Raw genomic sequence first — 13132 nt, forward strand, 5'->3', positions numbered from 1 at the left:
TAGAATGGCGCCGCCGCCACTCTGCTGCAAGCCGGATTTCAGGCTCAGCTCTGGCTGATCGCGGGGAAGCGCTGCTGGCCTTCCGGCAAGGCGATGGTTTCCGGTGCCCGGAAACTGACCATCGTGGCACCATTCTGGATCGCGGAAACCTTGCAGATCAAGCGCGTGCCTTCACGCAATTGAACACGCGACCACCAGGCTTCGCGCCCATCGCCGCCAGCGACAAAATCGCGGATCTCGCCCCAAACCGGGGTCGGCGCGCAGGTATCCTGCCAGATCCGGCTGGCATCCATGATCGACACTTTCGCAAAGCTGGCCTCCGGGTCCATCTGCCAGAGACTGCCATAGGCACTGTTAGAGAAGGTCATGCTGCCATCGCTGGCGAAAACTGCAATCGCCTCGTCCATCTGATCCATGATTGATTGGCCCATCTCAAGCTCCGAGCGGAACTGGCGGGTGAGAGTGACCTCGGCAGTGATGTCTTCGAACAGGAAGGCAATAGCGCCATCCGGGTGCGGCCGGCCCGAAACCTTGTAGACGGAACCCGACGGAAGCGACCATGTTTCCTGGTACCGGCCTTCGGCGGCGGCCTCCAAAAGATCGGCCATTTGGTGGCGCCAGCTGGAGTAGCTTTTGGGTTCCGGCATCATCCGCTGGTCGCGCAGCCGGTCAAAAAAGGTGAGCAAGTTGGGCCGCGAGCTGAGGAAATTGGCGGGTAGGGCAGTGAGGTCGATCAGCACAGGGTTGAACAGCACCAGCTGACGGTTACGGTCAAAGATCGCAAGGCCGATCGAAAGCTGGGCAAATGTTTTGGCCAGGGTCTGTACGAAGTTTCTCTGGGCAACTTCGGCATCGACCACGGCATTCACATCCACCGCATGGCACAGCCAGCCGGCCTCGGTTTCGGTGGTGGAAACATTATACCAAAGCTTTTTTTTGCTTTCCGGGAGCGGAATATAGATCCGTTCCGGCTTGCCGCTGGTCATCGGGTCGTGGAGGTCAGTGAATAAAGGCGCGGCAAAATCAGCATTGCGGCCGCGGATCTTCTGGCTCAGGTCGTCATAGGCAAGGTTGGACCACGTAACGTTGCCCTCCTCTGATTGCAGCCAGACCGGGTAGGGCGCCTGATGCACGGCAGCGCGCAGGGTGGTCAGCTCCTGATCGAGGGATTTGTTCTGCTCTTCCAAGGTGCTGCGGCGCAGCTGCACGCGGGTGACCCCGTCGATCCATTCGCAATGCGCCTCGCGGCTTTCGGCGGAGGCGGTGCCTGAAAGCACCAGCGGTCCGACATCCTTGAGGAAACCCGGCGATTGCGGCAGGCCCGGGTAGTTGCGGGCCAACTGGTCGCGCAGCATGCCCCAGTCAAAATTCTCTGCTTGGTCGCCAATGAATTTGCGCGCGCCCGAAGACCAGCCGATCAAGCTGTTTTCGTCAAACAGGAACACGGCATCAGTGCGGCCGTCGCCGGCCAGCAGATCATGTTCCATGCCATTGCGGCGCGGATCGGGTGACAGCCACCAGACCGCCGCGGCCGCGGTTGCAGCGCAAAGCGCTGCCAGTACAAACCATTCGATCGAAGCGAAGTCCTGCATGTCGTCCTGCCTAGTTCAGCTCTCGTGTACCCGCATGGTTCCCTAATAATAGTTAAGTGAAGTTTAATTGGTTGCCCAAAAGTGAATAATTAAATTTCTAAAGGTTTATTTTTCCCAATGACAGGGCCACCGTCTGCCATGGCGTCGATTTTTCGGCGCGGCCAGGAGACTTCGACAACGGCGCCGCGCCGTTCGCGGTAGGGGCTGAGGGTCTGGAAGGGGTCCGCGCCATTGGCGAATCTCAGCTGTGCGCCGGTGCGCTGCAGCAGCGTCTTGGCAATAAACAGACCCAACCCCATGCCTTCGTATTCGGGCCGCTGCTTCAGCTCGCTTTCGCCCCGGCGGCGGCGCACAAAGGGATCGCCGATTCGGCCCAGCAGATGCGGAGGGAATCCTTTGCCATCGTCGCAGATCCTCAAAATGATCCTGTCGTGGTTCCAAGCGGCATCGATCCAGACTGTGGAGCGGGAGAAATCCACTGCATTCTGCACCAGGTTGCGCAGCCCGTGGATGATCTCGGGCTTGCGCATCACCGTAGGCTGCTGGCAGTCACCTCCCTCCAGCGGCTCTTCATGGTAGATGACGGATTTGCCGCGGTTCATATGCGGCTCTGCGGCTTCGGTAACCAGGGTTGAAAAGGGCGCTTGCCGCAAATGCAAATCGTCATTTCCGGCCCGGCCCATGCTGCGCAGGATATCGCGGCAGCGGTCGGCTTGTTCCCGTATCAGCGCGGCATCTTCGCGCAGTTCAGGGCGGTCGTCCAACTCCTCGATCAGCTCGGCACTAGCGAGTTTGATAGTGGCGAGCGGTGTGCCCAGCTCATGCGCCGCCGCCGCCACCACGCCGCCCAGATCGGTCAGCTTTTGCTCGCGCGACAACGCCAGCTGGGTAGCGCTCAGCGCATCCGACATAGAGCGCATTTCGTTGCTGACCCGGAAGGAATAGGCGCCGATGAACAGAATGGCGATAACGATGGCGATCCAATTGCCGAAGATGAACACATCGGGAATGCGCAGGATGAAACCATGTTCAGTGTGCAGCGGCAGGTGAAACTCTGCCATCAGGGTAACGAGAATGACAGCGGTGGCGCCAATGATCAGCGTGGAGCGCAGCCCCATGACGGCGGCGGAAATGGTCACCGGCCCCAGCACCAGCAAGGCAAACGGGTTGTTCAGCCCGCCGGTCAGATACACGAGGAAGGCCAGCTGCAGCAGATCGAACAGCACCATCAGAAAGTTCTCGAACTCGGTCAGGCGTTTGTTCTCCGGGAAAGCGAAGATGGCGATCAGATTGCCGGCGGCTGAAATGCCAATGGCCAAGTAGCAAAGGCCCAGCTCCAACTGCAGGTTAAATCGGTACTGCGCCACGGCAATGGCGGTGATTTGCCCGGCAATGGCCACCCAGCGCAGCAGGATCAGGGTCCGCAGGCGGATCCAGTGGCTGTGTTCCTGGCCGTTCATCAGTTTGAAGATGCGATCGCTCATAAGGTTCACTGCTCCCGCAGATGTGACGCCGTGCGCCAGTTGCATCAGCTGTAATTCTTGATAGGTCTGGCGCCGTAAACGATCAACATCCCTTCCCTGACGAAAAGTGTGATCTCATGACCCGCGCCTATGCTCTTCTTGCTGCTGCTTTTGTTGCCGCCCTTGTGGGCGGTGCCTGGTTTATGACCCGAGGGGGCGGCGGAGGCGACAAATTCGCACAGTGCCGCAGCAGCCAGATTGCCGGCGGCACCGATACCATCGGCGGGGCATTCGAGCTGGTCAATGCCAAGGGCGAGACGGTCACCGACAAGGATGTGATCACCGAGCCGTCTATTGTTTACTTCGGTTACACCTTCTGTCCGGATGTCTGCCCGATGGATTCGGCCCGCAACGCGGATGCGGTGGATGTGCTGGCAGAGCGGGGCATCAGTGTAACGCCGGTGTTTATTTCAATCGACCCGGACCGCGATACCCCTGAAGCGGTTGGCGATTTCGCCGAAAACCTGCATGAAAAGATGATCGGGCTGACCGGGTCCTCGGATCAGGTGAAAGCCGCCAGCAAGGCCTACAAGACCTATTTCAAGAAGAATGAAGGAGACGAGGATTACTATCTCGTCGACCATTCGACCTTCTCCTATCTGGTACTGCCGGAGGACGGTTTTGTGGAATTCTTCCGCCGCGATGAATCGGCACAGCAGATGGCCGACAAGACCGCCTGTTTCATCGAAAAAATCTGAGGCAGGATAGCTGTTTGACCTTTCTCCCCTGCCCGGACATATTCTTGCGTGAACAGATAATAACTTCGCGGAGGACCGGGCATGGCCGAAACTGCTCTGCAGGACATTGGACCCGACAAGACACTGCTGCTGGTCGATGACGACGAGCCGTTTCTGCGGCGTCTGGCAAAGGCAATGGAAAAACGCGGCTTCACGGTGGAGACCGCGGGGTCGGTTGCCGCAGGCAGTGCCATTGCAACGGCACGCCCGCCGGCCTTTGCGGTTGTTGACCTGAGGCTGGAAGACGGCAACGGTTTGGATGTGGTCGAGGTGCTGCGGGAGAAGCGGCCGGACAGCCGGATTGTAGTTCTGACCGGCTATGGCGCCATTGCCACAGCGGTTGCGGCGGTCAAAATCGGCGCGACGGATTACCTGTCCAAGCCGGCCGATGCCACCGACATTATGAACGCTTTGCTGGCCAACGAGGATGTGCTGCCGCCGCCGCCGGAAAACCCGATGAGCGCCGACCGGGTGCGCTGGGAGCATATCCAGCGGATTTATGAGCTGTGCGACCGCAATGTTTCGGAAACCGCAAGGCGGTTGAACATGCACCGCCGCACCCTGCAGCGGATCCTGGCCAAGCGCAGTCCGCGCTGAGCGTCAAAGCTGACCCATCAATTCCGCATGGCGGCCCAGAAACGCCATGCGGGTGTCCAGCGGCGGCCGCAGCACAATATTCAGACCGTCGGTGACTTCTGGCTTCGGACGCCCAAAGAAGCTGCTGGCTTCTGTCTCTGAAAACCCGGCGATCTGCACCGCTTCCATCCAGGCACTGATCTTGTCTGCCCGTTTGATGTGCGCCTTGACAGTTTTTGGCAAAGCAGCAGGCAGACCAAACCGCAGGTGAATGGCCGCCGTCAGCCGCGAGTCCAGTTCGCCATACCCTGGCCCCACCGCTGCTTTGACTGGAGAAATCATATCTCCGATCACGTATTCAGGCGCATCATGCAGCAGTGCCGCCAGCCGCCATTTAACCGGCACCTTGGGATTCATCCGGGTGAAAAGGTCCTCGACCAGCAGCGAATGCTCGGCCACGGAATAGGCAAAATCGCCCATTGTCTGACCATTCCAGCGGGCAACGAATGCCAATCCATGGGCGATGTCTTCAATTTCGATATCCACCGGTGTGGGGTCCAGCAGATCAAGGCGGCGGCCGGACAGCATACGCTGCCAGGCTCGGGCGGGTTTGGCGGGCATAAGGCTTTCCTGTTGCGGCACTTTCCCCTTTGACTACCCGCTGTGCGGCAACCGGGCAATACTGGCCGGGTTTGGCTGCTGGGTGTCAGAACACAAGCAAAAACGGAGTGTTCATGCCTTGTGAATTTGAAACGGGCACCGTGCGGCCCAATATTATAGGTAGACAAGGGGCACCGCCCCCTCTCTGGGGCAACCCCTTTTCCTGACGTGAAACGCAATGGAAAGGAGTTTGTCATGTTTAAGCGTCTCCTTGGTATTACTCTGCTTTTCGGCATGGCAGCGACGGCGCCGCCGGCTTTGGCAGCCAGCTGCGGCGACCGCGAGGTCATGACCCAGAAGCTGGAAAGCGGATACTCTGAACGGCTGACCGCTGGCGGATTGCAGAAAAGCCGTCCCGAGGCCACTGTGATCGAGGTCTGGTCGTCGGACGAAACCGGAACTTTTACGGTTCTGGTCACACATGCAAATGGGGTCAGCTGTGTTGTTGCAACCGGTTCCTCATTCTTCCACATTTCGGAAAATGTGCCGGACCCAGGCACGCCAAGCTGACTTTGGCTGCCTGACGGGCTCCCCCCACAGCCTGCTCTCCACCCTGAAAAGCCAGAGCCACAGGCTCCGGCCGCGGCTATCTTCGTTGAATATCAACAATTGCAGTGCTAGGCCCTGCTGCAACTGTACTCGTAACCGGAATGGAGCAGACTATGGCAGGGGATTATATCGTCAAGGACATCGCGCTTGCAGGCTTCGGCCGCAAGGAGCTGGACATTGCCGAAACCGAAATGCCGGGGCTGATGGCTCTGCGCGCGGAATACGGTGAAAGCAAACCGCTGAAGGGCGCGCGCATCGTCGGCTCGCTGCACATGACCATCCAGACCGCGGTGCTGATCGAAACGCTGGTGGCACTGGGCGCAGATGTGCGCTGGGCTTCCTGCAACATCTTCTCGACCCAGGACCACGCCGCCGCCGCGATTGCCGAGGCCGGTATCCCGGTCTTTGCCATCAAGGGCCAAAGCCTTGAGGAACATTGGGATTACCTCGATAAATCCTTCATGTTCCCGGAAGGCCCGAACCTGATCCTCGACGATGGCGGCGATGCCACCCTCTATGTGCTGCTGGGTGCGCGCGCTGAGGCTGGTGAGGACATCATCCCGGTGCCGCAGTCCGAGGAAGAAGCCGTTATTAAGGCGCAGATCCGGAAGCGCATGGAGGCCTCGCCCGGCTGGTTCACCAAGACCCGCGATGCGATCGTGGGTGTTTCCGAGGAAACCACCACCGGCGTGCACCGTTTGTATGATCTGCAAAAGAACGGCCAGCTGCCGTTCCCGGCGATCAACGTCAACGACTCGGTCACCAAGTCCAAGTTCGACAACAAATACGGCTGCAAGGAATCGCTGGTCGATGGTATCCGCCGCGCCACCGACACCATGATGGCCGGCAAAGTGGCCGTGGTCTGCGGTTACGGCGATGTTGGCAAAGGCTCTGCCGCCTCCCTGCGCGGTGCCGGCGCTCGGGTGAAGGTCACCGAGGCTGATCCCATTTGCGCTCTGCAGGCCGCAATGGACGGCTTTGAAGTGGTGCTTCTGGAGGACGAAGTTTCCTCCGCCGACATCTTCATAACCACCACTGGCAACAAGGACGTGATCCGCATCGACCATATGCGCGAGATGAAGGACATGGCGATTGTCGGCAATATCGGCCACTTCGACAACGAGATCCAGGTCGCCGCGCTGAAGAACCACAAGTGGACCAACATCAAGGAACAGGTGGACATGATCGAGATGCCTTCGGGCAACCGCATCATCCTCCTGTCCGAAGGCCGCCTGCTGAACTTGGGCAACGCCACCGGCCACCCATCGTTTGTGATGTCGGCCTCTTTCACCAACCAGGTTCTGGCCCAGATCGAACTGTGGATCCGCGGTGAACACTACAACAATGACGTCTACATCCTGCCCAAGCATCTGGACGAGAAAGTCGCCCGCCTGCACCTGGGCCGCATTGGCGTCAAACTGACTGAGCTGAGCGCTGAGCAGGCCGCTTATATCGGCGTTAAGCCGGAAGGCCCCTTCAAGCCGGAACACTACCGCTACTAAATCCGGTTACCGCACTAGATTGAACGGCCTCGCCAAATGGCGGGGCCACTTTCATTTCAGGTTTGCCTGCGCAGGGTCCCGGTCTTCCAGGCGTCAGGAGAACCGGGAGACTATCAGGTTTTCACACGTGAAGGTTTCGAGAAATCTCGTTTGTGACGGAACGGATTTCGGGAAGGCTGCGTTGTCCCAGCATCAACAACTTAATGCTGAGGAGATATTCTCATGAAGACCGAAATGAAGCCGAGCGCCCGTATGATGTTGACCGCCGCCGCTGCTGCGCTCATTGCAGGCGCCGGGTACGCGGCTGGCAACAGTGTTTCTTCAGGCGGTGAAGCGGAGATGGTCATTGCTGCCAATGACGACGGTTCTGTTGGCGCATCTGCCGGTGTCGATACGTCTCCGTCCCGCGGCAACGAAGGGGACGGCACCGTCCTTGAAGAAGTTGGCGACACCAAGTCTGTCACGGAAGCCAGCGATAGTGATCCCGCCGGTGCATCAGCCGGGGTGGATCAGTCGCCGTCGCGTGACGGGGGCGAAGGCACCGAGCCGGTTGCTGGCACGAATATCAGCGAGACCGCAGAATCAACCAACTCGCCGTCGCTTCCCGCAGCCGAAGGTGAAATGAAGCTGCGTGCCATGACCGTTGGCGATCTTGTCGGCAAGAATGTGCTGAGCGCATCTGACGCTGACGTTGGTGAAATCGACTATGTGGTCGTTCACGACGACAAGCTTTCCGGCGTGATCGGAGTCGGCGGATTTCTTGGCTTGGGGGAACATTCGGTTGCTATTCCCCTGTCCGAATTCGAGGTGACAAAAAACGGCCAGCTGCGGCTGACCGCGCAGTCAGAATCACAGTTGAAAGCGATGCCGGAAATTGACGAAAGCGCAATTGAACCGGTGAAGAGCGAAGTCGTTCTCGGTGACTACATGTAAAGCAATTGCGGGGGCGTCTCTTGGTGCGGCGCCCCCGCAGCCGAGATCAGATTCTGTGCCGCTGAAGCCGGATGTGAACGGAGACACGTCTAAGGATGAATTGTCGATTACCCTTGTTTTAGGTAGCAAATGCACCAAGGCTTGATTTGAAAGTGAATGGGGAACGTAATCGCAGCGGAAGGCTCCGCGTCGGGGCCGTACTTCGCCAACTTCCGCGTCGTTATCTTCCCATCAACATTGAGATGGCAGACGCAAATTCCGGAGATTTTACCCGTCATGAAGAACCCGAGGCTGACCATGCAGCGGGCGCACTGCCGTTCTGTAGCAGCGAACAACTCCATCATTGCATTGAAATGGGCCAGATCGTGCTTGGCTTGCGCGGTCTGCGCCTCTTAAGGCTTGATCCGGACGAGTATCTCGGCGCGTTTCTGTGTCTGCGCTTGGATGATCTAGGGTTCGGAGATGCCGATATTGGAACCGGTACGAACCCTCAATCCAGTCGGTAGCTTGGTGCATGTGGTACAAATGGGTGAAACACCCGAGCGCTTTTAAATTAGCTTGCATTGTCTAGGTAAATGCTTTGCGGAATCATTCCGGTGCAGCCTATACCTAAGACACCGGCCAGGACGGCCAGGTACCAGATTTTCAAACGCGTGTGGTGGATAGTGGAGCACGCGGGGTGGAAGGGAAGGTCCTGATTGTCCTCAGGTCCTTCCCTTTTTCAATTCAGAACAGACACAGCACCAAGCCAGCAACTGCGCAGGCCAGCGTCGCATAGCAGCCATCGATCAGCGTCAGCTTCATTGGCCGCATTCCATACATGTTGTTCAAAGCAATCCAGGGGCTGATGAAGAACAAGCCGATGCCGGCGCCGCCAACCAGGCCCGCGCCAAGGGTCTCAATGCCGGACAGAGTGAAAACATGGCGCATCATGCCAACAACGATCAGTTGCAGCACAAAAGCCAACGCAAAGATCGCCGGGCTTTGCCCGCCTTTTGGCTTACCGTCTTTATCACATTCGACACCGGCAGCTTCAGTCCACGGTTTGGCGAGGGCGCTGTAATACCCGGCCCCCAGCGCAAAAGCCGCCGCAGCCGCCACGATCACACTCAGAAATTCCATGCTGCTCTCCTCACGGCGTAAAGTTGCTAAAGGAGCAAACTGTCAGTTCAGCCGGGATCTGTCTGCCCCAACGCGCAGATGGCAGTCCACTCTGTTTCGCTCACCGGCTGCACCGAGAGGCGGGAGTTCCTGACCAGCACCATCTCCTCCAGCCGCGGATCCGCTTTGATCTGGTCCAGACTGACGGGGGTCACAAAGCTGCGCACCGCCTTGATGTCGACGCATTCCCAGCGGTCGTCTTCAGTGGTGCTGTCCGGATGCGCCTCGGCGCAGACCTCGACGATGCCGACCACCGATTTCTCCTTCTGCGAATGATAGAAGAAGCCGCGGTCGCCGATCTTCATGTCGCGCATGAAGTTGCGCGCCTGGTAATTGCGCACGCCGTCCCATTCCTCGCCCGTGTCGCCCTTGGCCTGCTGGTCTTCCCAGCTCCAGGTCGAGGGTTCGGATTTGAACAGCCAGTAACGCATCAGCCGATGACCTTCTTCCAGGTGATCAATTCGACAGCTTCAAACAGGCCCGCCTTGTTGTAGGGGTCACTTTCTGCCCAGGCTTCGCCGGCTGCCATGTCTTCGACGTCCAGAATAACCAGGGAACCGGCCATATTGCCATCCTGATCCAGCAGCGGACCCGCCTGTGCCACGGCGCCGGTGTCGTTGATATAGGCCAAATGCGCGTCCCGATTATCAAGGCGGGTCTGCAGGTGATCTGGTTTGTCGCGGGCGATCAATGCGATGAGCATTTTATTCCTCTTTTAATGGCCTTTTAAACAAATGTGCCGCCGCTTCGCCGATCGTCAAGCGCTGATCGAGCAAATTGGTTACCGTGACTGTCACCGGCATGTCCAAATTCATCCTTCGGGCCTGTTCTGCGACAGCTCGCGATGTGGCCGCACCTTCCACCGTGATGCTGGAATCAAACTCTTCCCCCCGGCCGATTGAAAGCCCAAGACGGTAGTTGCGGGATAGGTCGGAGCTGCAGGTCAGCGCCAGATCACCAAGGCCTGACAGTCCGGCCAACGTCTCTGCTTTTGCACCGCAGGCCAGCGCCATCCGCTGCATTTCGGCATAGCCTCGGGTCATCAGTGCCGCGCGGGCACTGTCCCCCAGTCCGGCGCCGATCACCGCGCCGCAGGCGATCGCCATCACGTTCTTCAAAGCGCCGCCAATCTCGGCTCCAATGGTGTCCGTTGTGCGGTACAGGCGCAGGTTGGTTGTCGTTAGCTGTTCCTGAAGCTCCTTGCCCCGATCCGCCTCGCGGCAGGCCAAGGTCAGGGCGGTCGGCAAGCCACGGGCTATATCCGCAGCAAAGCTCGGCCCTGTCAGCAATGCCGCAGCGGCTTGGGGGAGGACCTCTTGAATGACGGCAATGGGCCCAAGGCCGGTGTCCAGCTCAATGCCCTTGCAGCAGGCGACAATCGTCTTTCTGGCCAGGTTGACCTTGTGATCTTCCAGAGTGCCACGCAGTGATTGCATAGGTACAGCCAGCAGCAGCACGCCGGAATCGCAGGCCTCGGCAATATCCGCAGTGACGGAAAGGTTTCCCGGCAGCGCCACACCAGGCAGGCGGGTCCCGTTGCGGCGGCTGTCCTGCATCGCCTGAGCCTTTACGGCATTACGTGCCCACAGGGTCACCGGCCCGTTGCCTGCCAGGGAAATGGCCAAAGCGGTGCCAAAGGCGCCGGATCCCAACACCGAAATGTTCATGCTTTTGCCCCTTTGCGGCCCGATCCGATCAACGCAGGGCTGCTTTGATCCAGCGGCCAGCGGGGCCGGGCGGTCAGGTCCAGGCCATCGCGCGCGCCTGCCTTGAAACGCTCCAGACCGGCATAGGCGATCATCGCCGCATTATCGGTGCAAAGCCGCAACGGAGGGGCAGTGAAAGCCGCTCCAGCCTCGGCACAAACAATCTCCAATGCGGTGCGAATAGCAGTATTTGCCGCCACCCCGCCGGCGACAGCCACAGTTGGCCGGGCTGGCTGCACTTCCAAGTACAAGCGGATTGCCCGGCTGGTTTTCTCGGCCAGCGTATCAACCACGGCGGCCTGGAACCCGGCACAGAGATCGGCGCGGTCCTGGCGGGTGAGGCCGCCTTTTTCCGCCGCGATCTGATTCCGCATCCGCATCAGTGCGGTCTTCAGGCCGGAGAATGACAGGTTGCAATCCGGCCGGTCCAGCAGCGGCCGCGGGAAGCGGAACCGCTCGGGGTCGCCGCTTTCCGCCTCCGCCTGCACCGCGGGTCCGCCTGGTTGCGGCAAACCCAGCAGGCGGGCGGTTTTGTCAAACGCTTCGCCCGGAGCGTCGTCGATGGTACCTCCGAGGCGGGTGAAATCCTCCGGCCCGCGCACCAGCAGGTATTGGCAATGCCCACCGGAGACCAGCAGCATAAGGTAGGGATAGGCAATGCCATCTGTCAGCCGCGGCGTCAGCGCATGGCCCGCCAGATGGTTCACACCCACGAGCGGCAGGCCGGTGGCGGCGGAAATCCCCTTGGCGCACATGACGCCTGACATCACCCCGCCGATCAGCCCGGGACCTGCGGTGACCGCAACCGCATCCATGTCTGTCAAGGCCAGCCCAGCCTCAGCCAGCGCATCACGCACGCAAATGTCCAGTTTCTCGGCGTGGGCGCGGGCGGCGATCTCAGGCACCACGCCGCCAAAGGCGCTGTGCAGTTCGGTCTGGCCGAACACGACTGATGACAGGATTTCAGGCCGCGCGCCCTCCGGTTGCCGAACCACGGCGGCGGCGGTGTCATCACAGCTGCTCTCCAGGCCAAGAATGGTCAGAGTCTTTGTCATAGCCTTACCGTTGCATCGCGTTGCCGCCGGGGCTACCACCTAAGCGGCTTGCAAACAATCCCGGGAGCTCCGTGATGGTGCCTTTGCTGATGACACGCCCGCTGGCAGCGGCAGAGCGGTTTGTGGCCGGACTGCCTCAAGAAGCACGTGCTGGGCTGCAAGTGATCTATGCACCGCTGATGCAGATCCGGCCGATACAGGCAATGGTCAGCCTGGACGGCGTGAAAGGCGTGATCTTCACTTCGGCCAACGGGGTGGAAGCCGCTTCACGTGAAACTGCTGTCCGTCTGCCGGCTTTTTGTGTCGGCGAGCGCACCGCCGCGACTGCGGTGAACGCCGGCTGGCAGGCGATCAGTCTCGGGCAATGCGCGGATGAATTGGTCGGTAGGCTGCTGCAAAAGCCGCCGAAAGCACCGCTGCTGCATCTTCGGGGCGGCCACGCCCGGGGCAGGATTGCACAACGGCTTACCGATGGCGGTATCCCCTGCAGTGCGCAAATTGTGTACAATCAGGTTCTTCTACCGTTGTCAGTGGAGGCGCAAGCCGCGCTTTCTGCGAAAACGGATGTGATCGTGCCGCTTTTTTCACCCAGAACGGCGTGTCATTTTGCCAGTCTGTGCAGGGATGCTGCGCATTTGCATCTGATTGCGCTGAGCGGGGCTGTCGCTGGGCCTTTGAAAAGCTTGAATTGCAAGGTGTTGCGCGTAAGTAAGGAGCCAAGTGCCGAAGCCATGGCGGAGGCGGTTCTTGATGCCGCAGCACAGCTGTCGCGGCTTGAGCGCAAGAGGCGCGCAGAGTAGGGTCCGGCGTGTTCGCAGAAATGCATTTTAGGAATCGAGGGGGTGGCCGGCGTGGTTGACAAGAAAAATCCGGAAGACGTGATTGAGCCTGGCCCCGGTGACTCCCAGCCGGTTGAGAACACTGCGGAAGCGCATGTACAGGATGTGCCTGACGATAGCGCCGCCGAGGCGGTTGACGGGTCTAAGGATGTTGAGTCGTCAGTTTCCGAGACCGAGACCGAGACCGAGACCGAGACCGAGACCGAGACCGAGACCGAGACCGAGACCGAGACCGAGACCGAGACCGAGACCGAGACCGAGACCGAGACCGAGACCGAGACCGAGACCGAGACCGAGAC

At 59.7% G+C, this 13132-nt stretch carries 15 protein-coding genes and 1 pseudogene; 8 read left to right on the plus strand and 8 right to left on the minus strand.

The genetic code is table 11. The annotated features are described in order from the left end of the window. Positions 1-44: 44 nt before the first annotated feature. Together VOI29_RS00720 and regB are read right to left on the minus strand one after the other, a co-directional pair. Entirely contained in the window at positions 45-1592 is a 1548-nt protein-coding gene (locus VOI29_RS00720; protein WP_323775548.1) for a PAS-domain containing protein, read from the minus strand. Between the two features lie 89 nt (positions 1593-1681). Next, positions 1682-3076 carry a sensor histidine kinase RegB gene (gene regB, locus VOI29_RS00725; protein ID WP_323775549.1) on the minus strand — a complete coding sequence of 465 codons (1395 nt, stop codon included), beginning with the start codon at positions 3074-3076 and terminating at the stop codon, positions 1682-1684. A gap of 116 nt (positions 3077-3192) precedes the next feature. Between regB and VOI29_RS00730 the strand changes: the two genes are divergently transcribed. Next, positions 3193-3813: an SCO family protein gene (locus tag VOI29_RS00730; protein ID WP_323775550.1), complete on the plus strand. Its 621-nt coding sequence runs from the start codon at positions 3193-3195 to the stop codon at positions 3811-3813. Between the two features lie 81 nt (positions 3814-3894). Continuing rightward, positions 3895-4449 (plus strand): ActR/PrrA/RegA family redox response regulator transcription factor, encoded by a 555-nt coding sequence (locus VOI29_RS00735; protein ID WP_024092171.1) that lies wholly within the window; start codon positions 3895-3897, stop codon positions 4447-4449. A gap of 3 nt (positions 4450-4452) precedes the next feature. On the opposite strand, the gene VOI29_RS00740 is transcribed toward VOI29_RS00735, so the two are convergent. Then, on the minus strand, positions 4453-5049 hold the full coding sequence (locus VOI29_RS00740) for an HD family hydrolase (protein ID WP_323775551.1): 597 nt from the start codon (positions 5047-5049) through the stop codon (positions 4453-4455). 234 nt (positions 5050-5283) lie between these two features. Between VOI29_RS00740 and VOI29_RS00745 the strand changes: the two genes are divergently transcribed. The 4 genes from VOI29_RS00745 to VOI29_RS00760 all read left to right on the plus strand — a co-directional run bounded on the left by VOI29_RS00745 (position 5284) and on the right by VOI29_RS00760 (position 8578). Next, positions 5284-5598, plus strand: a complete 315-nt coding sequence (locus tag VOI29_RS00745; RefSeq protein ID WP_323775552.1) for a hypothetical protein — start codon at positions 5284-5286, stop codon at positions 5596-5598. A 152-nt stretch (positions 5599-5750) separates the two neighbouring features. Next, positions 5751-7139, plus strand: a complete 1389-nt coding sequence (ahcY, locus tag VOI29_RS00750) for an adenosylhomocysteinase (RefSeq protein ID WP_323775553.1) — start codon at positions 5751-5753, stop codon at positions 7137-7139. Between the two features lie 222 nt (positions 7140-7361). Beyond that, the gene (locus VOI29_RS00755; RefSeq protein ID WP_323775554.1) at positions 7362-8072 is read left to right on the plus strand and encodes a PRC-barrel domain containing protein; all 711 of its coding nucleotides are present in this window, start codon (positions 7362-7364) and stop codon (positions 8070-8072) included. Between the two features lie 242 nt (positions 8073-8314). After that, positions 8315-8578 (plus strand): hypothetical protein, encoded by a 264-nt coding sequence (locus VOI29_RS00760; RefSeq protein WP_323775555.1) that lies wholly within the window; start codon positions 8315-8317, stop codon positions 8576-8578. 220 nt (positions 8579-8798) lie between these two features. On the opposite strand, the gene VOI29_RS00765 is transcribed toward VOI29_RS00760, so the two are convergent. From VOI29_RS00765 to tsaD, 5 genes are read right to left on the minus strand one after another with little or no spacing between them, the layout of a single operon-like run. Next, positions 8799-9194: a DUF1761 domain-containing protein gene (locus VOI29_RS00765; protein ID WP_323775556.1), complete on the minus strand. Its 396-nt coding sequence runs from the start codon at positions 9192-9194 to the stop codon at positions 8799-8801. 47 nt (positions 9195-9241) lie between these two features. Beyond that, positions 9242-9664: an EVE domain-containing protein gene (locus VOI29_RS00770; protein ID WP_323775557.1), complete on the minus strand. Its 423-nt coding sequence runs from the start codon at positions 9662-9664 to the stop codon at positions 9242-9244. Continuing rightward, positions 9664-9936 (minus strand): YciI family protein, encoded by a 273-nt coding sequence (locus VOI29_RS00775; RefSeq protein ID WP_323775558.1) that lies wholly within the window; start codon positions 9934-9936, stop codon positions 9664-9666. Before VOI29_RS00775 ends, VOI29_RS00770 begins: the two co-directional genes overlap by 1 nt. Before the next feature lies 1 nt (position 9937). Continuing rightward, the gene (locus tag VOI29_RS00780) at positions 9938-10900 is read right to left on the minus strand and encodes an NAD(P)H-dependent glycerol-3-phosphate dehydrogenase (RefSeq protein WP_323775559.1); all 963 of its coding nucleotides are present in this window, start codon (positions 10898-10900) and stop codon (positions 9938-9940) included. Continuing rightward, positions 10897-11994: a tRNA (adenosine(37)-N6)-threonylcarbamoyltransferase complex transferase subunit TsaD gene (gene tsaD / locus VOI29_RS00785; protein ID WP_323775560.1), complete on the minus strand. Its 1098-nt coding sequence runs from the start codon at positions 11992-11994 to the stop codon at positions 10897-10899. The genes VOI29_RS00780 and tsaD overlap by 4 nt, the downstream gene beginning before the upstream one ends. A gap of 89 nt (positions 11995-12083) precedes the next feature. Between tsaD and VOI29_RS00790 the strand changes: the two genes are divergently transcribed. Beyond that, positions 12084-12794 (plus strand): uroporphyrinogen-III synthase, encoded by a 711-nt coding sequence (locus VOI29_RS00790; protein ID WP_323775562.1) that lies wholly within the window; start codon positions 12084-12086, stop codon positions 12792-12794. Between the two features lie 51 nt (positions 12795-12845). Beyond that, positions 12846-13132 (plus strand): annotated as a pseudogene (locus VOI29_RS00795) (hypothetical protein); the annotation flags it as partial.

The organism is Leisingera sp. (assembly GCF_034669605.1).
Classification (GTDB): Bacteria; Pseudomonadota; Alphaproteobacteria; order Rhodobacterales; family Rhodobacteraceae; genus Leisingera.